The organism is Aquabacterium sp. (assembly GCF_041909175.1).
Classification (GTDB): domain Bacteria; phylum Pseudomonadota; class Gammaproteobacteria; order Burkholderiales; family Burkholderiaceae_C; genus Aquabacterium.
The window spans coordinates 21,233-43,595 of record NZ_JAYRDZ010000009.1; the positions used below are offsets into that span (position 1 = coordinate 21,233).

General features: G+C 64.3%; 19 protein-coding genes. 8 read left to right on the forward strand and 11 right to left on the reverse strand.

Features of this window, described 5'->3' with window-relative positions:
- Positions 1-9 precede the first annotated feature (9 nt).
- Entirely contained in the window at positions 10-1,164 is a 1,155-nt protein-coding gene (locus ACE3PH_RS13200; protein ID WP_374319734.1) for an MFS transporter, read from the forward strand.
- Here the strand turns inward: ACE3PH_RS13200 and ACE3PH_RS13205 are convergent.
- The 5 genes from ACE3PH_RS13205 to ACE3PH_RS13225 all read right to left on the reverse strand — a co-directional run bounded on the left by ACE3PH_RS13205 (position 1,140) and on the right by ACE3PH_RS13225 (position 7,982).
- Positions 1,140-2,993 carry a hybrid sensor histidine kinase/response regulator gene (locus tag ACE3PH_RS13205; protein ID WP_374319736.1) on the reverse strand — a complete coding sequence of 618 codons (1,854 nt, stop codon included), beginning with the start codon at positions 2,991-2,993 and terminating at the stop codon, positions 1,140-1,142. The two genes, ACE3PH_RS13200 and ACE3PH_RS13205, sit on opposite strands and share 25 nt — an antisense overlap.
- On the reverse strand, positions 2,990-3,652 hold the full coding sequence (locus ACE3PH_RS13210) for a response regulator (RefSeq protein WP_374319738.1): 663 nt from the start codon (positions 3,650-3,652) through the stop codon (positions 2,990-2,992). The genes ACE3PH_RS13205 and ACE3PH_RS13210 overlap by 4 nt, the downstream gene beginning before the upstream one ends.
- Positions 3,653-3,755: 103 nt before the next feature.
- Positions 3,756-4,877 carry a 3-deoxy-7-phosphoheptulonate synthase gene (locus ACE3PH_RS13215; RefSeq protein WP_374319741.1) on the reverse strand — a complete coding sequence of 374 codons (1,122 nt, stop codon included), beginning with the start codon at positions 4,875-4,877 and terminating at the stop codon, positions 3,756-3,758.
- Between the two features lie 214 nt (positions 4,878-5,091).
- Positions 5,092-6,594 (reverse strand): CoA-acylating methylmalonate-semialdehyde dehydrogenase, encoded by a 1,503-nt coding sequence (locus tag ACE3PH_RS13220; RefSeq protein WP_374319743.1) that lies wholly within the window; start codon positions 6,592-6,594, stop codon positions 5,092-5,094.
- Between the two features lie 26 nt (positions 6,595-6,620).
- Positions 6,621-7,982 (reverse strand): aspartate aminotransferase family protein, encoded by a 1,362-nt coding sequence (locus ACE3PH_RS13225; protein WP_374319746.1) that lies wholly within the window; start codon positions 7,980-7,982, stop codon positions 6,621-6,623.
- Positions 7,983-8,155: 173 nt separating this feature from the next.
- On the opposite strand from ACE3PH_RS13225, the gene ACE3PH_RS13230 reads away from it, so the two are divergent.
- The 6 genes from ACE3PH_RS13230 to ACE3PH_RS13255 all read left to right on the forward strand — a co-directional run bounded on the left by ACE3PH_RS13230 (position 8,156) and on the right by ACE3PH_RS13255 (position 14,424).
- A complete protein-coding gene (locus ACE3PH_RS13230; protein WP_374319748.1) occupies positions 8,156-9,682 on the forward strand; it encodes a PLP-dependent aminotransferase family protein in 1,527 nt (508 codons plus the stop codon).
- 168 nt (positions 9,683-9,850) lie between these two features.
- Positions 9,851-10,675, forward strand: a complete 825-nt coding sequence (locus ACE3PH_RS13235; protein WP_374319750.1) for an ABC transporter ATP-binding protein — start codon at positions 9,851-9,853, stop codon at positions 10,673-10,675.
- Positions 10,659-11,543, forward strand: a complete 885-nt coding sequence (locus ACE3PH_RS13240; RefSeq protein WP_374319753.1) for an ABC transporter permease — start codon at positions 10,659-10,661, stop codon at positions 11,541-11,543. The genes ACE3PH_RS13235 and ACE3PH_RS13240 overlap by 17 nt, the downstream gene beginning before the upstream one ends.
- A complete protein-coding gene (locus tag ACE3PH_RS13245) occupies positions 11,540-12,670 on the forward strand; it encodes an ABC transporter permease (RefSeq protein ID WP_374319756.1) in 1,131 nt (376 codons plus the stop codon). The genes ACE3PH_RS13240 and ACE3PH_RS13245 overlap by 4 nt, the downstream gene beginning before the upstream one ends.
- 46 nt (positions 12,671-12,716) lie before the next feature.
- Complete coding sequence (locus ACE3PH_RS13250) at positions 12,717-13,727, forward strand: ABC transporter substrate-binding protein (protein ID WP_374319759.1); 1,011 nt, start codon at positions 12,717-12,719, stop codon at positions 13,725-13,727.
- A 40-nt stretch (positions 13,728-13,767) separates the two neighbouring features.
- The gene (locus ACE3PH_RS13255) at positions 13,768-14,424 is read left to right on the forward strand and encodes a TetR/AcrR family transcriptional regulator (RefSeq protein ID WP_374319762.1); all 657 of its coding nucleotides are present in this window, start codon (positions 13,768-13,770) and stop codon (positions 14,422-14,424) included.
- Positions 14,425-14,428: 4 nt separating this feature from the next.
- Here the strand turns inward: ACE3PH_RS13255 and ACE3PH_RS13260 are convergent, their stop codons facing one another.
- Positions 14,429-15,388: a LysR family transcriptional regulator gene (locus tag ACE3PH_RS13260; protein ID WP_374319766.1), complete on the reverse strand. Its 960-nt coding sequence runs from the start codon at positions 15,386-15,388 to the stop codon at positions 14,429-14,431.
- 134 nt (positions 15,389-15,522) lie between these two features.
- On the opposite strand from ACE3PH_RS13260, the gene ACE3PH_RS13265 reads away from it, so the two are divergent.
- Positions 15,523-15,798 carry a DUF4148 domain-containing protein gene (locus tag ACE3PH_RS13265; RefSeq protein WP_374319769.1) on the forward strand — a complete coding sequence of 92 codons (276 nt, stop codon included), beginning with the start codon at positions 15,523-15,525 and terminating at the stop codon, positions 15,796-15,798.
- On the opposite strand, the gene ACE3PH_RS13270 is transcribed toward ACE3PH_RS13265, so the two are convergent.
- The 5 genes from ACE3PH_RS13270 to ACE3PH_RS13290 form a co-directional block, all read right to left on the reverse strand.
- Positions 15,790-16,683: a GGDEF domain-containing protein gene (locus ACE3PH_RS13270; RefSeq protein ID WP_374319770.1), complete on the reverse strand. Its 894-nt coding sequence runs from the start codon at positions 16,681-16,683 to the stop codon at positions 15,790-15,792. The two genes, ACE3PH_RS13265 and ACE3PH_RS13270, sit on opposite strands and share 9 nt — an antisense overlap.
- 147 nt (positions 16,684-16,830) lie before the next feature.
- Entirely contained in the window at positions 16,831-18,075 is a 1,245-nt protein-coding gene (locus ACE3PH_RS13275) for a Zn-dependent hydrolase (RefSeq protein WP_374319772.1), read from the reverse strand.
- Between the two features lie 35 nt (positions 18,076-18,110).
- Positions 18,111-19,553, reverse strand: a complete 1,443-nt coding sequence (gene hydA, locus ACE3PH_RS13280; RefSeq protein WP_374319774.1) for a dihydropyrimidinase — start codon at positions 19,551-19,553, stop codon at positions 18,111-18,113.
- A gap of 41 nt (positions 19,554-19,594) precedes the next feature.
- A complete protein-coding gene (gene preA / locus ACE3PH_RS13285; protein ID WP_374319777.1) occupies positions 19,595-20,899 on the reverse strand; it encodes an NAD-dependent dihydropyrimidine dehydrogenase subunit PreA in 1,305 nt (434 codons plus the stop codon).
- Between the two features lie 59 nt (positions 20,900-20,958).
- Positions 20,959-22,314 (reverse strand): NAD(P)-dependent oxidoreductase, encoded by a 1,356-nt coding sequence (locus ACE3PH_RS13290; protein WP_374319779.1) that lies wholly within the window; start codon positions 22,312-22,314, stop codon positions 20,959-20,961.
- Positions 22,315-22,363 lie beyond the last annotated feature (49 nt).

Here is a 22,363-nt window from a genome sequence, read left to right on the forward strand (position 1 = left end):
TGAATCCCCATGCAGTTGTCAGCCGCACTGTGGCGCGTGATTGCCGGCACCACACTGGTGGTGCTGTCCTTCAGTCTGCTCAACCCGGTCATGGCCGTGCGGCTCGAGCACATGGGAACCAGCGCCACGGCCATCGGCTTCTTTGCCATGCTGCCGTATCTGAGCGTGGCGCTGCTGGTGCCCTTTGCCCCCCGACTCTTCAAGCGGGTCGGCGTAGGTCACGCCTACCGCATTGGCCTGGCCATGGAGCTGGTGGCCTGCCTGGGCTACCTCTTCACCGCGTCCTATGAGCTGTGGTGTGTCCTGGCCCTGTCTGCCGGCATCGGGTCTGCTGCTGCATGGAATGCCACCGAGGCCCTGATTGCCCACAACGTGCCCGCCACACACCGCGGTCGACTGACAGGCCTGTATCAGACCGCACTCGGTGCCGCCATGGCGGTGGGGCCGCTGCTGCCAGGCCTGGTCGGGCTCGGGCCACAGGGGGCGAACGTTCTCGCGGCCATGGGTCTGGTCGTGGGCCTGATGCTGTCGGTCGGCACGGACATCACCAAGCTGAGAGCCTCACGAGAGGACGCACCGCACATGAGCCTGTGGTCAGCATGGCGTGCCCACCCGGTCCTGGCCTGGGCGGCGCTGACTGGGGGCGTGTTTGAAGTGGGCCTGACATCGGTGACCACGGCTTATGGCTCGGAAACCGGCCTGAGCCTGGCCCAAGCCACCTCGATTGCCGGGGCACTGGGCATGGGCAGCTTTCTGCTGCAGTACCCAGCGGGCTGGCTGGCTGACCACATGAGCACCACGAAACTGTTTGCCGGCGCCGGGGTCATCTTGCTGCTGTCAGCTGTCGGTTTTGCCCTGTCACCGCACTGGCCTTCACTGATGTGGGCCAGCGCCACCTGCTGGGGCGCGGTCGGCGGCGCACTCTACACCCTCAGCATGATCCGCGTTGCCCACGACTTCTCGAACAGCTCGGCCGTGGCGGGCACCGCGGCCATGATTGCCTGCTACACCCTGGGCGGATCGGTCGGGCCCCTCATCAGCGGGGTCGTGCTGGACCACTGGGGGCTGTCAGGCCAGGCAGGCTGGCTGGGCGTCCTGGCAGCCTCCCTGCTGCTGGCCCTGTTCCATATGCGTCAGGGTCAGATCTCCCAGACCCAGGGCTGAGGCGGCCCAACCCGGCTGACCTGCTCGTCGTGCAGCAGGGTGGCGATGGCCTGCTGCAGGCGCAGCGCCCCGACAGGCTTGTGCAGCAGCAACACCCCGCCATCCATGGCTTCACGCAAGCGCTCCACCGCAGTGTCCCCTGTGATGATCAGGGCAGGTACCTGGCGACCAAGCCGCGCCCTCAGGGTCTCGATGGCTTCTCGCCCGGTGCGGTGCTGGCGCAAGCGGTAGTCGGCCACGATCACATCCGGTGCGAAGCGGTCCACGGCCGCCAGAGCAGTGTCTTCACAAGGCACGGTCACGCAGGGGCAGCCCCAGGCGGCCAGCAGATCGGCCATGGCCGTGCGCACGCTCTCATCGTCATCGATCAGCAAGACACGACATGGGGATAGCTGCGGCACGAGCTCGGCCGCCAGCTTGGGCGAGGTGGTGGGTTCCAGTACACGGCCGTCCCACAGGTGCAAAGCCAGCCTGAAGACCGAACCTCGCCCAGGCACGGACGACAGGCGAATGCGCGCGCCCATGGCACGCACCAGCCCCGCCACAATGGCCAGCCCCAGGCCGAGCCCTTTGCGGCGATCGCGCTCCGGGTTGGCCAACTGGTGAAACTCCTGGAAGATCACCTCGTGCTGATCCGGGGCAATGCCCACCCCGGTGTCCCACACTTGCAACTCGGCCCCCGTGCCACGGCGCCGGCAGGCCAGCAGCACCCCACCCCGCTCGGTGTAGCGAATCGCATTGGTGACGAGGTTGCGCAAGACCAGCTCCAGCAACTGCGGGTCGGCGTGGAGCGTGAGGTCGCTGTCACGCAACCGGAAGGCCAAGCCGCGCTGATTGGCCTGGGGTGCGAACTCGCGCTCCATGCGCAGCAACAGGGACTGGATGGCCACCGGCCGCGCCCTCGATGTCACGACGCCCGCATCCACTTTCGAAAAATCGAGCATGGTGTTGAGCATGTCGCTGGCCGCATCGGATGAGGCCTGCACATGGGCCAGCAGTTGCTGCTGACGCGAGGCCAGTGGCGTTTCAGCCAGGGCCTGCAGGAACAGCCCCAGCGCATGCAAGGGCTGGCGCAGATCATGGCTGGCCGCAGCAAGGAACTTCGACTTGGCGCGGTTGGCCTGCTCGGCCTCGCCGCGCGCGGCTTCTGCTGCAGAGCGGGCGTCCTGGGCTCTTGCGGTCTGGTCTTGCAGCCGCTGGACCAGTTCGGCGTTTTCAAAGCGCAACGCGATGGATCGCAAAGTGGTGCGGGCTGCGTGATACGAGGCGCTGAGCATCACCACCAAGTAGGTGAGCGTGGCCAGCCCAAAGCCCATGTTGAGGACCCCGCCTGCCGGCAGCAAGACAAAGATGGATGGCAGAACGAAGGTCAGCCAGAACGCCACCGACACGGGCCACGACGCCGAGAACAGCGCCAGCCCGCCCGAGTTGACGCCGGCCGTGATGGCCATGATGAGCAGGATGGTTTCGGGTGTGTCCGGCCGCATGTAATGCCAGCACAAACCGCCCCAGCACGCCCCCAGCAGCAGCACGAGCCAACGCACCTGACGGGCATAGGCCTGCACTGTGCACAGATCCGTATGCGAGGGCAGCCAGTAGCGAGCCCCCATGCCGCCCAGCCCGACCAGCACTGTGCCCAAGGCCCACAGCAAGATGGAGTCGTCCGCAAACAACTGCCAGTACACCGCCCCCATCAACAAGGCAGCCAGACTGGACCCACCAAAGGCCAGCACCAGATTGCGGCTGAGCAACTCCATCTGGGCCGACAGTGTTCTGGGCGGGTCAAACTGCCAGGCCCGGGCCCACACACGCGCCAGCCCGGCCGTCATGGCGACAACCAACCCCGAGCCAGTGCGGCCTCATACGCTTGTTGTCGGCTGCGGGCCTCGAGTGTGTCCGTCAGCCAGGACACTTCGGCGCGCACATCGTTTTCGCTCAGCCCGACCTGGCGGGCAATCGCCTTGTTGGGCACGCCCTTGCCCAGCAACTGGAGGATGTCACGCTGACGCGCGGTCGGGATGGCCTGCGCCGAGGCATCAGGCTCACCAGCGAGGTACACCTGGGGTGGGGGTGCGGTGCCGTATGTCTGCATGGGGAAACAGCGCCCCCCCGCCAGACAGGCCTCGAAGGTCGACACGATCTGAGCACCTTCGGCCGACTTGCACAGATAGGCCGCGGCACCCGCCTCGCGGGCCTGCACCCAGTGTTCGGTGTCTTCGCCCGATGACACCACCACAACCGGAACAGGTTGAGCACAACGTTCCAGCAGGGCGCTCAGCATGGACAAGCCATTGGCATCGGGCAGGTTCACGTCCAGCACGATGAGATCAGGACGCCGCTCGCCGATGCGGCCGAGGGCCTCGGTGATGGAGGCTGCCTCCATGACGGCCACATCAGGCCAGGCGCGCCGCAACACCACCACCAGCCCTGCGCGGAACAAGGCGTGATCGTCAATCAGCAGCACACATGAACAAGGCGAGGGAGACATGGATCAACCTTGGTTTAACAGGTCGCCAGTATGTCTGCTCCTCGCCTTGGAGGGGGGCCGGAAAGCTCCGGAATCACCCCAATTCACCCATAAGGGTGTGGGCTCAGCCCTTCTTGCGTCGCGCCTTCACGGCATCGGACAAGATCTTCATCACCGAGGACGAATCGTCCCAGCCGATGCAGGCATCGGTGATGGACTGACCGTAGGCCAGCTTGTGCGGATCATCCTTGCCGGGGGTGAACTTCTGCGCACCCGCGCACAGATTGCTTTCGACCATCACGCCGAAGACACGCTTCGAGCCACCGCTGATCTGGGCCGCGATGTTCTCAGCCACATTGATCTGGCGCTCATGCTGCTTGGAGCTGTTGGCATGTGAGCAATCGACCATCAGGGACGGCGTCAGCTTGGCAGCTTCCAGGTCCTTGCAGGCAGCGTCGACGAACGAGGCTTCGTAGTTCGGGGCCTTGCCACCACGCAGGATGACGTGGCAGTCCGGATTGCCAGCCGTGTGCACGATGGCGACCTGGCCATTCTTGTGCACCGACAGGAAATGGTGAGGGCGGGCTGCAGCCTGAATCGCATCGGTGGCGATCTTGATGTTGCCGTCGGTGCCATTCTTGAAGCCGATCGGTGCGCTGATGCCGGAGGCCAGCTCGCGGTGCACCTGGCTTTCTGTCGTGCGGGCGCCAATGGCTCCCCAGCTGATCAGGTCGGCGATGTACTGAGGCGACACCACATCCAGGAACTCGCTGGCCGCAGGCATGCCCATGCGGTTGATTTCGAGCAGCAACTGGCGGGCCATGCGCAGGCCTTCGTCGATCTTGAAGCTCTCGTCCAGATACGGGTCGTTGATCAGGCCCTTCCAGCCCACAGTGGTGCGCGGCTTTTCGAAGTACACGCGCATCACGATTTCCAGCGTGTCCTTATAGCGCTCGCGCTCGGCCAGCAAGCGGCGGGCGTATTCCACGGCCGCAGCGGGGTCGTGGATCGAGCAGGGGCCGATGATCACCAGCAGGCGGTCATCCTTGCCCTGCATGATCTGACGGATTGCCCTGCGGGTATCGGCCACCAGGTGTTCCACAGCCGTGCCACGGATGGGGAAGAAACGAATCAGGTGTTCCGGCGGCGGCAGCGGGGTCACGCCACGGATGCGGGCGTTATCGGTCTCGGAGGTTCGGTCGACCGGGGGTTCCCAGCCGGTGGGTGCGCTGGATTTGGCGTTCATGGCGTCCTTTCCTGGTGCAAATGCCGCGTGTGTTCGAAACGTGTGAGGTCGAAAAAAAAACCGCCGGGGTGTCCGGCGGTTTTCAGGATCTGTGTGTGGCCGGCCTATGCGTCTGCCACTCCTGCGCCGGATTGAGGCGGGAGTTCAAAGTGGTAGAAGAAATAGGTGCGAGACACGATCATGGACCCTAATGTAGCACGGTCAGGCGAAGCCGTCACGTCAGTTGGGGGAAGGAGAATTCCGGGCCCCGTGCGATGCTGTCAGGCCAGCGCTGCATCACGGCCTTGTGGCGCGTGTAGAAACGCACGCCTTCAGGGCCGTAGGCATGGTGGTCGCCAAACAGGCTGCGCTTCCAGCCACCGAAGCTGTTGAAGGCCATCGGCACGGGCAGGGGCACGTTCACGCCGACCATGCCGACCTGGATGTGACGCACGAACTCGCGGGCGATGCCGCCGTCGCGGGTGTAGACGGCCACGCCGTTGCCGTATTCGTGGTCATTGATGAGCTTCACGGCGGCAGCGATGTCGGGCACGCGCAGCACGCACAGCACCGGGCCAAAGATTTCTTCGCGGTACACGGTCATCTCGGGGGTGACCTTGTCCAGCAGGGTGCCGCCAACAAAGAAGCCGTCTTCATAACCCGGGATCTTGCAGCCACGACCATCCACGATCGACACGGCACCTTCTTCGATGCCGGCACCGATCAGGCGCTCGATGCGCTGTTGTGCCTCGCGGGTGATGACGGGGCCCATTTCGGCACCGTCGGCGTTGCCTTCGCCGACCTTCAGCGATTTGACACGCTCGGCCAGTTGCGCGACCAGCTTGTCGCCCACATCGCCCACAGCCACGGCCACCGAGATGGCCATGCAGCGCTCACCGGCCGAGCCGTAGGCCGCGCCCATCAGGGCATCAACCGCCTGGTTCAGATCGGCATCGGGCATGACCACCATGTGGTTCTTTGCGCCACCCAGGGCCTGCACGCGCTTGCCATGGCGGCAGCCTTCGCCGTAGATGTATTCGGCCACGGGCGTCGAGCCGACAAAGCTGACAGCCTGGATGGCCGGGTGCGCCAGGATGGCATCCACCACGCTCTTGTCGCCTTGCACGACGTTGAAGGCGCCATCGGGCAGACCGGCTTCCTTGAGCAACTCGGCAATCAGCAAGGCCGGAGAGGGGTCACGCTCGGAGGGCTTGAGCACGAAGGTGTTGCCGCAGGCCAGTGCGATGGGGAACATCCACATGGGCACCATGGCCGGGAAGTTGAACGGCGTGATGCCGGCCACCACACCCAGCGGCTGGCGCATCGACCAGGCGTCGATACCGCGAGCCACCTGGTCGGTGTACTCGCCCTTGAGCAGTTGAGGGATACCGGTAGCGAACTCGATCACCTCGATGGCACGGGCCACTTCACCCAGCGCATCGGGGAAGGTCTTGCCGTGTTCCTTGACGATCAGCGCAGCGATGTCCTTGCTGCGTTGCTGCGCCAGCACGAGGAAGCGCTGCATGACACGGGCACGGGCCAAAGCCGGCTGTGCGGCCCAGGCTGGAAAAGCGGCTGCGGCGGCAGCCACGGCCTGGTCCAGCTCGGCGACGGAGCCAAGGTCGACCTGACCCTGGACGGCGCCCTTGGCCGGGTTGAAGATGGGCGCCTGACGACCCGAGGTCGAAGGCACCACCTGGCCGTTGATGTAATGGTGAACTTGGTAGGTAGCGGTCATGTTGGGGTCCAACGCAAAAGATCAGATCAGGACTTGGGCGAAGCCGGCACGGCGCGGATGGCGGCACGCAGGACATCCACCATCTTGGCAATTTCGTCAGGGGTTGAAATGAACGGAGGGCCCATGGCGATGGTGTCGGCACTGAAGCGCAGCAGCACCCCGTTTTGCATAGCGTGCTCGAACACCTGCATGGCGCGCCAGCCGGGTTGACCCGGACAGGGTTCCAGATCCACCGCGGCAGCCAGGCCGATATTGCGGATGTCGGTGACACCCGGCTCGCCCTTGAGGCTGTGGATGGCTTCTTCCAGCACCGGGGCAAGCTCGCCGGCACGCTGGATCAGGCCATCGCTGTGCATCACGTCGAGCACGGCATGCGCCACTCCGGTGGCCATGGGATGGCCCGAATAGGTGTACCCGTGCAGGAATTCGATGGCGTAATCAGGTGCCTGGATACCCATGAAGGTGTCATAGATGCTGTCCTTGGCGATGACCCCGCCCATCGGCACGGTGCCGTTGGTGATGGCCTTGGCGAAGGTGATCAGGTCAGGCGTGACGCCGAAGTAATCGGCACCAAAGGTGGTGCCCATGCGGCCGAAACCGGTGATCACTTCGTCAAAGATCAGCAAGATGCCGTGCTTGGTACAAATATCGCGCAGGCGCTGCAGGTAGCCCACAGGCGGCACCACCACACCGGTCGAGCCCTGCATGGGTTCGACGATCACCGCAGCGATGGTCGAGGCGTCGTGCAGGCCGACCAGACGCTCCAGCTCGTCAGCCAGGTGCGTGCCCCATTGGGGCTGCCCGCGGGTGAAAGCCATTTCTTTCGGGTTCCAGGTGTGCGGCAGGTGGTCGACACCCGGCAGCATGGCGGTGCCGAACATCTTGCGGTTGGCCACCAGGCCACCAGCAGAGACGCCACCGAAACCAACACCGTGGTAGCCGCGCTCGCGGCCGATGATGCGGAAGCGACCACCTTCGCCGCGAATGCGGTGGTAAGCGATGGCCATCTTGATGGCGGTATCCGCGGCTTCAGAACCGGAGTTGGCGAAGAACACCTTGTTCAGGCCTTCGGGTGCCAGGTCGGCAATGCGACCTGCCAGGCGGATCGCACCGGGGTGCGCGATCTGGAAGGCCGTTGCATAGTCCAGCGTCTGAGCCTGCTTGGTGATGGCTTCGACAATGCGGGGGTTGCCATGCCCCAGCGGGGTACACCACAGGCCCGACAGGGCGTCGAACAACTGCTTGCCGTCGGCGGTCTGGTAGTACGCGCCCTTGGCGCCCACCACCACCTTCGGGTTCTTCTTGAAGTAGCGGTTCGGAGTGAAAGGCAACCAGTAGTTTTCCAGGGCGGCCTGGTCAGCTGGGCTCAATGGATTCGGGGTGCTCATGTGCTTGTGTCCTTGGACATCAGGAAAAAGAGTGGTGCCGTTCATCGGACGCCATGGAACCCATGCTAGGGCCAGCACCCCACCTGCCACCTACACGGTACACAAGCTAAACACCAAGTGACATGGACACAGCCAACAACCGTACAGACCAATAAACCTGTACAGTTGACAACATGGATTCTGTTGCCCCCGCCTTGCCACCGTCATCCGATTCGCCAGATGCCTCGCCGCTGGCCTCGAGCCCGCATGCCTGGGTGCACACCTTGCGTCAGGGTTTGCAGGCAGAGCGGGCGGCCGGCACCCGGCTGGTCACACAGATTGTGGAAGCGGTGCAGCAGCATATCGACAGCGGCGAGTTGCGCTCGGGCACGCGCCTGCCTTCGGTGCGGGCATTGGCCCAGCATCTCGGTATCAGCACCTTCACGGTGGCCGAGGCCTACACCGAACTGGTAGGGCGGCAGGTCGTCGCAGCGCGGCGCGGCGCCGGCTATTACGTCCAGTCGCAGCGACTGGCGCGGCGCAGCACCCAGCAGGAGCTGAAGCTGCCGGCGCGCATCAGCGATGACTGGCTCACCCTCAACATGTTTGCGCAAGGGCGGGAATTGCTCGCCGCAGGTTGCGGCTGGCTGCCCCTGAGCTGGTACGCCGAGAACGACTTCCATGCAGCCCTGCGCCAGGCCACCCGCATTGCAGGCGAGCACCTGGCCAGCTACGGCCACCCGTTGGGCTATGCCGGGCTGCGCCAGCAACTGGCCAAGGACCTGGCTCACCGCATGGGCCCTATTTCGGCCGATCAGATCGTGCTGACCCACGGCGTCACCCACGCGCTGGAACTGATCATCATGGGCCTGTTGCGCCCGGGGGATGCCGTGCTGGTGGAGGAGCCCGGTTACTGGAACCTGCACGCCCAGCTGCGCTGCCATGGCCTGCGCCCCATCGGCGTACCCCGCACGGCGCAGGGGCTGGATCTGGCCGAACTGGAGCGCCTGGCCCTGGCTCACCAGCCCCGCGCCATGTTCGTGACCACCGTCGGGCACAACCCGCTGTCGACCACCCTCAGCCTGAACCAGGCACACAAGCTCCTGGCCGCTGCCGAGCGCCACGATCTGTGGGTGATCGAAGACGACATCTTCCGGGATCTGGACGAACCGCATTCGCCCTCGCTCGCCGGGCTCGATGGCCTGCACCGCGTGATCCCGACCGGCGGGTTCTCCAAGACGATTGCACCGGCCATCCGGGTGGGCTACATCGTGTCGCCCCCGCAGGTGGTTGAAGCCTTGACCCGCGTGAAGATGGCCTGCGGCCTGACCACGTCGGAGATCAACGAACGAGCGGCCGCCCGCGTGCTGGCCGACCCGGCACACCGGCGTTATCAGGAGCGCATCCGCCACCGTCTGACCAGCGCCCGCGAGCGCGTGGTCGAAGCCCTCGATGACATCGGCTTGGCGCCGCTGGCCTTGCCGGACAGCGGCATGTACCTGAGCGCGGGCTGGCAAGGCCCCGCCACCGACACGGCCAATGCGCGACTGGTGGCGCAGGCTGCGTTCCAGGAAGGCATTGCCCTGGCACCGGGTGATTTCTTTCTGCTCGAGCAGCCTCACACCACCTGGTTCCGCTTCAATGTGGCGCACGCAGAAGACCCTCGGCTGATGGCCTTTCTCAAGCGGGCCGTCGATCAGTTCGGCCTGGGCCGCGGCTGACGTACGCGCACCAAAGCCGCACAGCATCACACCACCTCGGTGCATGCATGGGCCTGGACACCCTGTCCGGCCTGGCACGGAACTCGCAGGAAGGCGAGCACCAGAACCTGACCACCCGGTCAACTTCCGCAAGCCTCCCGACCCCCCGGTCGCCAGATTCCCAAGCCCATGAATGCTCCCGAATTGATGGCCAGCCATTCCTCCCCCGAGGTGCCGACGCCGAAGAAGGCCGTGGAAGTGCGCCAAGCCAGCGTGATCTACCCGGCCGCCGACAAGCCGGTGCACGCCCTCAGCAACGTCGACCTGACCATCCAGTCGGGCGAGTTCATCTCTCTGATCGGCCCTTCGGGCTGCGGCAAGACCACGCTGCTGCGCGTCATCGCCGACCTCGAGCCCATCACCTCCGGTGAGGTGCTGGTCAACGGCCTGACGCCACAGGAAGCCCGCATGGCCCGTGCCTACGGCTATGTGTTCCAGGCACCCGCCCTGTTCCCCTGGCGCACCGTGCTCGGCAATGTGATGCTGCCACTGCAACTGCAAAACCGCCAGCCCGAAGCCTGTAAGGAAATCGCCCTCGAACAGCTCGAGCGCGTCGGCCTCAAGGGTTTCGAGAAGAAGTACCCGTGGCAACTGTCTGGCGGCATGCAGCAACGCGTGTCAATCGCCCGCGCCATGGGTTTCGAGCCGCGCATCCTGATGATGGACGAGCCATTCGGCGCGCTCGACGAAATCACCCGAGACAACCTCAACGAGCAGTTGCAACAACTGTGGCAACGCGAACGCCGCACCGTCGTGTTCGTGACCCACTCCATTGACGAGGCGGTCTACCTGTCAACGCGCATCGTCGTGATGTCGCCTCGCCCGGGTCGCATCCTGAAGATCATCGACTCGACGCTGCCGGACGAACGCACGCTGTCCATGCGCGACACGCCCGAGTTCAATGCACTCGCTCACGAAGTGCGGGAGGCCCTCGCCGATGGCCACGCTCACTGAACGCATCCGCCTGCAGGCCATTCCGGTGGCCGTGGTGCTGGCGGCCTTCATCGTGCTCTGGTACGTGGGCGCGGTGGCGCTCAACGCCCAGGGCGCCATTGAGCGGGTACTCGACCCGCAAGGCCCCTGGACCTGGCGTGACCTGATCGCCGCGACGCTGTCCATGCAGCGCCCCGTCGTGCCCACGCCTGGACAGGTGCTGACCGAGCTCTGGTCGTCCATCATGGACTGGCCCATCGATACCCCGCGCAACCTGCTGTTCCACGCCAAGGTCACCGCCAGCACCACGCTGGTCGGCTTCGCCATGGGCTCGGTGCTGGGCATCGTGCTGGCCACGGCCATCGTGCACTCGCGCACCCTGGACCGCGCCTTGCTTCCCTGGATCGTGGCCTCTCAGACTGTGCCGGTGCTGGCACTGGCACCCATCGTGCTGGTGGTGCTGGGCAGCCTCGGGATGGAAGGGCTGCTGCCCAAGGCCGTCATTGCCATGTACCTGTGCTTCTTCCCGGTCACGGTGGCCATGGTGCAAGGCCTGCGGTCCCCACAAGCGATTGAATCGGAGCTGATGTACACCTACGCTGCCACGCGAATTCAAGCCTTCTGGCTGTTGCGCTTGCCTGCATCGCTGCCTTTTCTGTTTCCGGCGCTGCGCGTCGCCATCGCAGCCGGTCTGGTCGGGGCCATCGTGGCCGAGTTGCCCACCGGTGCCCAAGCCGGCCTGGGCGCCCGCCTGCTAACCGGCTCTTACTATGGCAACACGGTCCAGATCTGGGCTGCCCTGGTCATGGCCTCGATGCTGGGTCTCGTGCTCACGGCTGCTGTGGCGGTCCTTGAGCGACTGGTTCTGTCTTCCCGGAGGCGCCCATGAGTGCCCACACCCCTCGTGCACTGGGTGCCATCGGCACCGTCATCGCCCTGGCCCTGCTGGTGCTGTCGCTGGCCTTTCCCCTGCAGGTGTCTGAAGCTTCTACCCTGCGCTGGTGGCAAGGTGGTCTGCCCATGCTGGCCGGCCTGACCTTGCTGGCTGCGGCCCTCTATGGCTTGCGCCCGACACCGGGCATCGTCCGCACAGCTGTGCTGGTCGCGCTGTCAGGCATCGGCGGCGCGCTGTTGCTGGGCCTGCGCCCTGCCAACAGCAGCGTGGCACCAGGCGCCGCGTTCTGGATGGCCACCATCGCCGTCGCCCTGCTCGCCCGCGCCGGGGTGCAACGGCTGGCAGCGCTGGATGAGCCTGGCTGGGCGCGCAGCGCCACCTCATTGGTGTTTGGTGCCTGGCTGCTGTTTTTCTGGGAACTGCTGGTCACGGCCTTCGATGTGCCGCGCGTGCTCTTGCCCGCGCCATCGCACATCGTCACCGCACTGGTCGAACAGGCGGGCACGCTGGCCGGCGACCTGGTACAGACCGTGCTGAAGTCGGTGGTGATCGGTTACCTGCTCGGCTGCGGCCTGGGTGTCGGGGTGGCGATTGCCATTGACCGGCTGCCCTTCCTGCAACGCGGCTTGCTGCCTGTCGCCTCGCTGTCGAGCACCATCCCGCTGGTGGGTGTGGCCCCGATCGCCGTGATGTGGTTCGGCTTTGACTGGCCCTCCAAGGCGGCGGTCATCGTGCTGATGACGTTCTTCCCCGCCCTGGTCAACACGCTTGCCGGGCTCGAGTCTGCAGGCAAGCTGGAACGCGAGCTGATGTACTCCTATGCAGCGGGCTACAAGCGCACCCTGCTGGACCTGCGCCTGCCCGCGGCACTGCCCTTCATCTTCAATGCCCTGAAGGTCAACTCCACCATGGCCCTGATCGGCGCCATCGTGGCCGAGTTCTTCGGCTCCCCGACGTCCGGCCTGGGCTTTCGCATCTCGACCGAGGCAGCGCGCATGAACATGCCGCTGGTCTGGAGTGCGATCGTGGTCTCTGCCGTGGTCGGCTCCCTGTTCTACGCGCTGCTCGTGCAGATCGAGCGCCGCGTGACGTTCTGGCACCCCTCGGTGCGGTCTCTGTAAGCAAGTCCCTTCCAACCTCACTCTCACTCACCCCTAGGAGTTGTTGATGAAACGTTCGAGCGCTTTCCGCAAGTACTGCATGGTCGCCGCCGCGGCCCTTCTGAGCGTCGGTGCTCAGGCGGCTGAAAAGGTGACGGTGCAACTGAAGTGGGTTCCCCAGGCTCAGTTCGCCGGTTACTACGTCGCTCAGGCCAAGGGCTACTACAAGGCTGAAGGCCTCGATGTCACCATCAAGCCGGGCGGCCCCGATATCTCGCCCGTGCAAGTGATCGCCGGCAAGTCTGCCGACGTCATCGTCAACTGGATGCCCGATGCGCTGGCCGCACGCGAAGCCGGCGTGCCGCTGGTCAACATCGCCCAGGTGTTCGACAAGTCGGGCCTGATGCTGACCTGCAAAAAGTCCGCTGGTGTGTCGAGCCCCAAGGACCTCAAGGGCAAGACCCTGGGTGTCTGGTACGGCGGCAACGAGTACCCCTTCCTGAACTGGATGTCCAAGCTCAAGCTCAAGCCTGACACCGACATCAAGATCCTCAAGCAAGGCTTCAACGTCGACCCGCTGCTGCAAAACCAGGCCGCCTGTATCTCGACCATGATCTACAACGAGTACTGGCAAGTGATCGATGCGGGCGTCAAGCCTGCCGACCTGACCACGTTCTTCTATGAGAAGGAAGGCGTGGCCTCGCTGGAAGACGGCCTGTATGTCCTGGAATCGAACCTGAAGGACAAGGCTTTCGTGGCCAAGATGGCCAAGTTCCTGAAGGCCAGCTTCAAGGGCTGGAACGATGCCGTGAAGAACCCGGCTGAAGCCGCCAAGATCGTCGTCTCCAACGACGCATCCGGCAGCGCCACCGTGGAAGTCCAGAAGCGCCAGATGGAAAACGTGGCCAAGCTGATCTCGAACGCCAACACCCCGAAGATCGGCTACCTGGACCCGGCCGCTTACGAGCGCACGGTCAAGGTGCTGCTGGCTGGTGGTTCCTCGCCTGTGATCAAGAAGGATCCGGGCAAGGACGCCATGAGCCACGTGGTGTGGGATGCCGCTGCAGCACTGAAGTAAGCTGACAGCTGCTCGACCACAGCAAACCGATCTGCCCGCCATGCCCCACGCCACCCGCTCCCTGCTTGTCAGCGAACGTGATGACGCGGCCAAAGGGCAGATCCGTCTGGCCAACGAATCGGCCATCCTGCGCGCGGCGGAGCAGGTCTTCGCCCGCGCCGGTTTCGGCGGTGCCACCATGGCTGACATCGCCGAAACCGCAGGCCTGCCCAAGGCCAACCTGCACTACTACTTCGGCAACAAGCGCGACCTCTACGCCGCCGTGCTCAACTCGGTGTTGCGCGACTGGCTGGACCCCACCGATGCATTGCGTGCCGAAGCCGATCCCACTCAGGCACTGACCACCTACATCCGACTGAAGATGGATCTGGCGCGCATGCGCCCGGATGCCTCCAGAGTGTTTGCCAATGAACTGCTGCACGGCGCGCCGGTTGTGGGTGAAGCACTGCGCCACGAGCTGCATGATCTGGTCCGGCACAAGGCCGCCGTCATTGACGGGTGGATCGCTGCCGGCAAGATGGCCTCGGTGGACAGCGTTCACCTCTTCTTCACCATCTGGGCTGCCACCCAGACCTATGCGGATTTCGATGTCCAGATCCGAGCGGTGCTGGGCAAGGAAGAACTGGACGACGAAGACCGTCAACGCGCCACCGAGCACGTCGTCAGCCTGATCCTGCGCGGTTGCGGCCTGGCTTGAACAGTCAGCCCAGCCCTTTTGACGGGCAGCGGCCTGACAGCCAGGGATCTTCGTCACAGCCCCCGAAGGTCTCGATGAGGTAATCGAGGAAGGCTCTGGTCTTGGCAGGCACGTGCTTGCGTGACGGCATCGCGGCATACAAGGTCACCACCATCGCATGCCAGCCCGGCGCCATGCGCAGCAAGCGTCCCGAGTGCAAGGCTTCAGCTGCGACATAGGAAGGCAACAAGGCCAAGCCCAACCCCGCCAGGCAAGCCGCATATGCGGTGTCCATGTGATTGGTCACCAGGGGCAGCACACCCGGCGTCGTCGGCACGGGCACCGGAACGGGGCTTTCCGCTGCGGCCGGATCGTCTGGCCGCAGGATCAACTCGCCCGAAAACGCGGGCACCATCAGTTCGTGCGTTTGCAGATCACGGGGCGTCTGGACATGGCCTCGTGCAGCGACATAGCCGGGAGAGGCGCACACGATCACCTTGGACGTCGCCAGCTTGCGCGCGATGAAGTCGCCCTGCAGACCGGCCTCGCCGGCGGAGATGACGCTCACATCGAAGCTTTCATCCAGCGTTTCGATGATGCCCGGGGCGGACAGGGCCACCGTGATACCCGGATAGCGCTGGCGAAAGCCCACCAGCGTGCCAGCCAGTTGGTGCGCAGAAAAAGCCGGTGGTGCAAGCACCTTCAGGTGCCCTTGCAATGCCGCGGCAGCCGAACGAGCCGAACTCTCGGCCTCGTCGATTTCATGCAGGATGCGCCGGACCTGCTCCAGGTAGCGCTCCCCGGCCTCGGTCAGCACCAGGCGACGGGTGGTGCGGTTGATCAGCCGCACGCCAAGATGAGTCTCCAACTCGCCTATCTGGCGCGTCACGACCGACGGTGAGAGGTTCAGATCGCGCGCCGCAGCGGCAAACCCCTGGCAATCGATGACGCGGCAGAACACGCGCATGCTGTGCAAACGGTCCACAGATCTTCCCCCGGGCTTCTATTGCAATTTGCGCAATGAATCGTTGCTCGTTAACCGATTTTTCTTCCTGATTGAGCATCATACAGTTTAACGGACACACCACTGATGTGCATGCTCACTGAAAGGAAGACACCATGAAGAACCGCTACGTCGCCCTGACCCTGACCGCCGTGCTGGCCTCTCTGAGCGCCATCGCCCACGCCGATACCACGGACACCACCCGCGAAAAGGTGCTGGCTGAACTGCATCGCGCCCGTGATGCCGGCGAACTGAATTACAGCTACGAAGTGCTCGGCATTGCTCAGCCCGTGAAGGCTGTGGCCAAGACCGACGACAAAGCCACGCGTACCGCCACGGTCGGCAAGTCCGGTGACACGCCCGCCACCAATGGCGCTACCAGCTCACACTGAGCCATCATGAACCACCTTGTTGCGCCCGCCCCGCTTGGCGGCATAGAGCCGCTTGTCGGCGCGGCGCACCAGGTCGTGGCAGCTTTCCTGACTCGGATACTCGTGCACCAGACCCATGCTCAAGGTCACAGCCACGGCTTGCCCTTGCCATGCAAACGGCGTCTCGCTGACCACTGAGCGCAAGCGTTCGGCCACACGAGTGGCGTCTTTGTCGCAGGTACTGGCCAGCACCACCAGAAACTCTTCGCCACCCACACGCCCAACGCGATCATCTTCGCGCAACTGGGCCTGAATCAACTGGGCCACCTCCACGAGCACGGCGTCACCGGCTTCGTGTCCGTGCGCATCGTTGATGGCCTTGAAATGGTCGACATCGCACATGAGCAGGGCCAAGGGCTGCTGCCCCTTGCGGCGGTCCGCATGCAAGGCCTCCAGATGCGCCATGATGGCGCGCCGGTTGAGCAGGCCGGTCAGGGCATCGGTGTGGGCCAGGTCGTGGAGCTGGCGCTCCATCGTCTTGCGCTCAGTGATGTCCAGCAAGGTGCCCACCAGACCAGCCACCTCGCCGTTGGCGTCTTTCAAGGCCGTCTTGTAGAACACGACATCCCGTCGCTGCCCATCAGGCAACTGGATCTGGGCCTCGTAGCGTTGCTCACCACCCGCAGCCATCACTGCCTCGTCGGCTCGGTGGTAAACCGTGGCCAGGTCTGCCGGCCACAGGTCGAAGACGGACTTGCCGATGAAGTCATCGACCGTCAAGGCCATCAGGTCACTGTAGGCACGGTTGCAGCCTTGGTAGATGCCGGCCCGGTCCTTGAAGAACACCGGGGTCGGCAAGGCATCCAGAACAGTCTGGACCAGCTCGGGCGGAAGTCTCGTCAGCATCACAACAGGCACAGGCCAACTGGCGCCAGGCATGGCTGCGTCCATACAGCCATGCGCGTCTGGCGGGAGGGCCATTATTGCCTCGATCCCCCTCGGAGAACACCCCCAATTTCACTGGATAAAACAAGCCGTGAAGAACACCCGCCGTCAGGCCGCGCGCCCGGCACGCTCCAGCATCGCGTGCAGCAGCACATTGCAGCCTGCCGCCAGGTGTTCTGGCTCGGCCGACTCGATCTCGTTGTGACTGATGCCGTCCTTGCAGGGCACAAAGATCATGCCGGCCGGGGCCAGTTGCGCCATGTAGACCGCATCGTGGCCCGCACCAGATACTGCCTTCATGCTGGGGTAACCCAAGGTCTCCGCCGCATTGGCGACCGCCTGCACACAGTCCGGATTGAAGGGCTGCGCCGGGTAGGACGACACCAGGTCGATCTTGATCTGCAAGCCGGTCTCTTCCACCAGATCGGCGGCGATGCCTCGGATGTCGGCATCCATTGCCTCGCACAGGGTATCGGTGGCATTGCGCAGATCGATCGAGAACTTCACCTGACCCGGGATCACATTGCGGCTATTGGGGAACACCTGCACCATGCCCACCGTGCCGCGGCCATGCGGCGGATGGCGGTGGGCGCAGGCCACCACCTCTTGCATGAGGCGGGTCGCCACTTGCAGCGCATCCTTGCGCAAAGCCATCGGGGTCGGGCCGGCGTGGGCCTCCATGCCAGTGACCACACAGTCGTACCAGCGGATGCCCAGCACCCCGGTCACGATGCCGATGGTCTTCTCGTTGTCCTCCAGCACCGGGCCTTGCTCGATGTGGGTTTCGAAATAGGATCCGATCGGGTGGTCACCCGGCTCTTCGGTACCAATGTAGCCAATGCGCTCCAGCTCGTCCTTGACCGTCTTGCCGTCGATGTCCTTGGCCGCATAGGCATGTTCCAGCGTGAACGCCCCACGGAACACCCCCGAGCCCATCATCACCGGCACGAAGCGCGAACCCTCTTCATTGGTCCAGAAAGCAACCTCGATGGGCGCTTCAGTTTCAATGCCTTTGTCGTTGAGTGTTCTCACCACTTCCAGGCCGGCCAGCACGCCGTAGTTGCCATCGAACTTGCCACCCGTTGGCTGGGTATCGATGTGGCTGCCCGTCATGACGGGCGGCAGGCTGTTGTTGCGACCCGGGCGGCGCATGAACACATTGCCGATCTTGTCGATGGTCACCGTCATGCCGGCCTCGCGGGCCCAGCCGGTCACCAGGTCACGGCCCTGGCCATCGAGTTCCGTCAACGCGAGACGGCACACGCCGCCCTTCGGGGTGGCGCCAATCTTGGCCAGTTCCATCAGCGACTGCCACAGACGGTCGCCATTCACACGCAAATCAGAGGTACTCATCATCCATCCTTCTCAGTGTTCGACCAGGTCCGGGCTCAACGGGCCACAGGGGTCGGTTCGGCCAAGGCCGCCTTGCGGCCCAGTGCATGGAAGTTCGGGCCAAAGGCCGGGCGCTTCAGATAGCGGCCAGCGCCCATCTCAGCGCGCAACTCGCCATGGGCGAAGACCACCTTGCCCTGGCTGATGGTGTGGGTCGGAATGCCCTTCACCTCGCGGCCCTCGAAGATGTTGTAGTCGCCCTTGGAGTGCTGCGTCTTCACCGACAGCGTCTTGGTGGCGGTCGGGTCCCACACCACCAGATCGGCATCGGCACCCACGGCCACACAGCCCTTGCGCGGGTAAATGTTGAACAGCTTGGCCGCATTGGCGGACGTCACCGACACAAACTCGCTCGGCGTCAGTCGCCCGGCATTCACACCCGAATCCCACAGCACCATCAGGCGCTCTTCCACACCACCGGTGCCGTTCGGGATCTTCGTGAAGTCGGCCTTGCCCATGGCTTTCTGAGCTGCACAGAAAGTGCAGTGGTCGGTGGCCGTCGTGTGGAGATGGCCGGCTTGCAGCCCGCGCCACAGCGACTCCTGATGGCGCTTCGCGCGGAAGGGCGGGCTCATGACGTGTGCCGCAGCGATGTCGAAATCGGGATCGCGGTACACGCTGTCGTCGACCACCAGGTGGCCTGCCAGTACCTCGCCATACACACGCTGCCCACGTGAACGCGCCAGCGCAATCGCTTCGGCGGATTCGGTGCAGGACACGTGCACCACGTAGATCGGCACATTCAGCACATCGGCAATGGCAATGGCACGCTGCGCGGCCTCGCCTTCAACAGCGGGCGGACGCGACAGCGGGTGACCTTCCGGCCCGGTGATGCCCTTGCTTTTCATTTCCTGCTGCAACAGGAAGACCAGCTCGCCGTTTTCAGCGTGAACGGTCGGCATGGCCCCCAACTCCAGCGCCCGGCGGAAGCTGTTCACCAGCGTCTCGTCGTCGCACATGATGGCATTCTTGTACGCCATGAAGTGCTTGAAGCTGTTGACGCCTTCTTCCTGAACCAGCGTGCCCATGTCGCGTCGCACCGACTCATCCCACCAGGTGATGGCCACATGGAAGCTGTAGTCGGATGCGGCCTTTTCGGCCCAGCCACGCCAGGTCTTGTAGGCCTCCATCAGCGGCTGCTGCGGGTTGGGAATCACGAAGTCGATGATGGTGGTCGTGCCACCAGCCAGGCCGGCAGCGGTACCCGTGAAGAAATCATCCTGCGTGACCGTGCCCATGAAAGGCAACTGCATGTGCGTGTGCGGGTCGATGCCACCGGGCATGACGTACTGACCACCGGCATCGACGATGGTCGCGCCGGGCGGAGCCTGCAGGCCTTCGCCCACTGCGGCGATCTGACCATCGACACACAGGACATCCGCACGGAACTCACGATCGGCATTGACCACCGTTCCGCCTTGAATCAGCACAGCGCTCATCACAGTTTCCTTTCAATCACACGGTCACACAGCGCCGGCCATCAGGCCGTGCGCATCGGGTTGTTGGGGTGCGTGGTCCAGTTGGCGTATTCGCTGCTTACCTGCTGGCCCGTGCGCTTGTCGATTTCACCAGGCTTGAGGTCACGCAGGGTGATGCACTCGTTGACCGGGCAGACCGACACGCACAGATTACATCCGACGCACTCCTCTTCCTTCACGGTGAAGACACGCTTGCCATCGCGCACATCAAAGCTGATGGCTTGGTGCGAGGTGTCTTCGCACACCACGTGGCAGCGGCCGCACTCGATACACAGATCCGGGTTGATCTCGGCCTTCGTGATGTGGTTGAGGTTCAGGTAGCGCCAGTCGGTCACGGTCGGCAAGGCGCGGCCACGGAAGTCCTCGATGGACTTGAAGCCCATCTCATCCATGTAGTTGCTCAGACCATCGGCCATGTCCTGCACGATCTTGAAGCCGTGCACCATGGCTGCGGTACAGACCTGCACGGTGCCACAACCCAGGGCGATGTAGTCCAGCGCGTCGCGCCAGGTACCAATGCCACCGATGCCGGAAATCGGCAGACCAGCGGTTTCGGGCGAGCGACCGATTTCGGCCACCATGTTCAGCGCGATCGGGCGCACGGCCGGGCCACAGTAGCCACCATGCGAACCCTTGCCGTCGGTGCTGGGCGACATGGTCAGACTGGCCGGGTCGACACCCATGATCGAGTTGATCGTGTTGATCAGCGACACCGCATCGGCACCCCCACGCTTGGCGGCCTGAGCCGGGTAGCGGATATCGGAGATGTTGGGCGTCAGCTTCACGATCACCGGCATCTTGCTGTACTGCTTGCACCACGCCGTGACCATCTCGATGTACTCGGGCACCTGGCCGACAGCCGCACCCATGCCGCGCTCGCTCATGCCGTGGGGGCAGCCGAAGTTCAGTTCGATGCCGTCGGCCCCGGTGTCTTCCACCATCGGCAAGATGCGCTTCCAGGACTCTTCCACACAAGGCACCATCAGCGACACCACCATCGCACGGTCCGGCCAGTCACGCTTGACCTGGCGGATCTCGTCCAGGTTGATCGCCAGCGGACGGTCGCTGATCAGTTCGATGTTGTTGAAGCCCATGACACGGCGGTCATGCGACAGCAAGGTGCTGTAACGCGGACCGCTGACGTTCACGACCGGTGGGTCTTCGCCCAGGGTCTTCCACACCACGCCACCCCAACCGGCTTCGAAAGCGCGGATGACGTTGTAGGCCTTGTCGGTTGGCGGGGCGGATGCCAGCCAGAAGGGGTTCGGGCTCTTGATGCCCACGAAGTTGCTGCTCAGATCTGCCATCGTGATCTCCGGCGTGTATCAGGTTAGGGCGCGAGGCCTGGGTGATTCGTTGTGGGGGCTCAGGCCTGCTTGGCCGTCAACTCGGCATGCATCGACAAGGCTGCGCGCTTGCCGTGCTCTACCGCTTCAACCGTCAGGTCGCGGCCACCTGCCACGCAGTCGCCGCCAGCCCACACTCCAGGCAGCGTGGTGCGGCCCGTGTCGCTGACCACGATGCGGCCGCCCTGCAGTTCAATGCCAGCGTCCGGCCACGGCTGCACTTCCAGCTTCTGACCAATCGCCTTGAACACCATGTCCGCGGGCACCACCACCTCATCCTTCGTGGCGACCACCTTGCCGCCTTCAATGACCTGGCGAGCAAATCGCACGCCTGTCACGTGGCCATCGGTACCTTCGATCGCGATCGGTGCCAGCCAGTGACGCAGGCTCACGCCATGGGTTTGCGCCCATTCCTGCTCGACCTTGGATGCCGACATGGCTTCTGGCCCACGGCGGTAAGCCATCGTGACCTCTTCTGCGCCCAACAGCTTCGCCTGCACGGCGGCGTCAACGGCCGTCATGCCACCACCGATCACCACCACGCGGCGGCCAATCGGCAGGCACGACAGGTCCTTGGTCTGCCGCAGTTCTGCGATGAAGTCCACCGCACTGCGCACACCTGAAAATTCTTCACCGGGCACGCCCAGTGCGTTCACGGCGCCCATGCCGACGCCGAGGAAGACGGCCGCGTACTTGGCCTTGAGTTCCTCCAGTTGCGCCACCGTCTCGAGCTTCCAGCCTGTCTGCACGGAGATGCCGCCAATGGACAGCAGCCAGGCCACTTCGCGCTGCGCGAAGTCACCTGCGGTCTTGTAGGTAGCCAAGCCGTATTCGTTGAGGCCGCCCGCCTTGTCATGGGCATCGAAAATGGTCACATCGTGGCCGTGACGGGCCAGGACATGCGCACAGGCCAGGCCGGCCGGGCCGGCACCCACCACGGCAATGTGCTTGCCCGTCGGTGCAGCCCGCGTGAACAACGGCGTCACGCCCGGCGCCGTGACCTTGTCCACGGCGAAGCGCTGCAATCGGCCAATTTCCACGGGCTTGCCCAGCTCGGTATTGCGCACGCAGGCCTGCTCGCACAACTCCTCCGTCGGACAGACGCGGGCACACATGCCGCCCAGGGGGTTGGCCTCGAGAATGGCCTTGGCTGCACCTCGCACATTGCCGTCGGCGATGCGGTGGATGAAGCTCGGCACATCGATGCTGGTCGGGCAGGCCGTGGTACACGGCGCATCGTGGCAATACAGGCACCGCTCGGCTTCCACCAGCGCCTGCGCGGGTGTCAGCGGGTTGCCGGCATCGGCGAACCGCTCGGTGTACTGACAGGCAGACAGTCGGGCTGCCTTGACATCGGGAACAGTGGGGAGGGACACGCTGGCTTCTCCTGCTGATGACGGGGCCCATCCCCGCCAGACTCTGGAA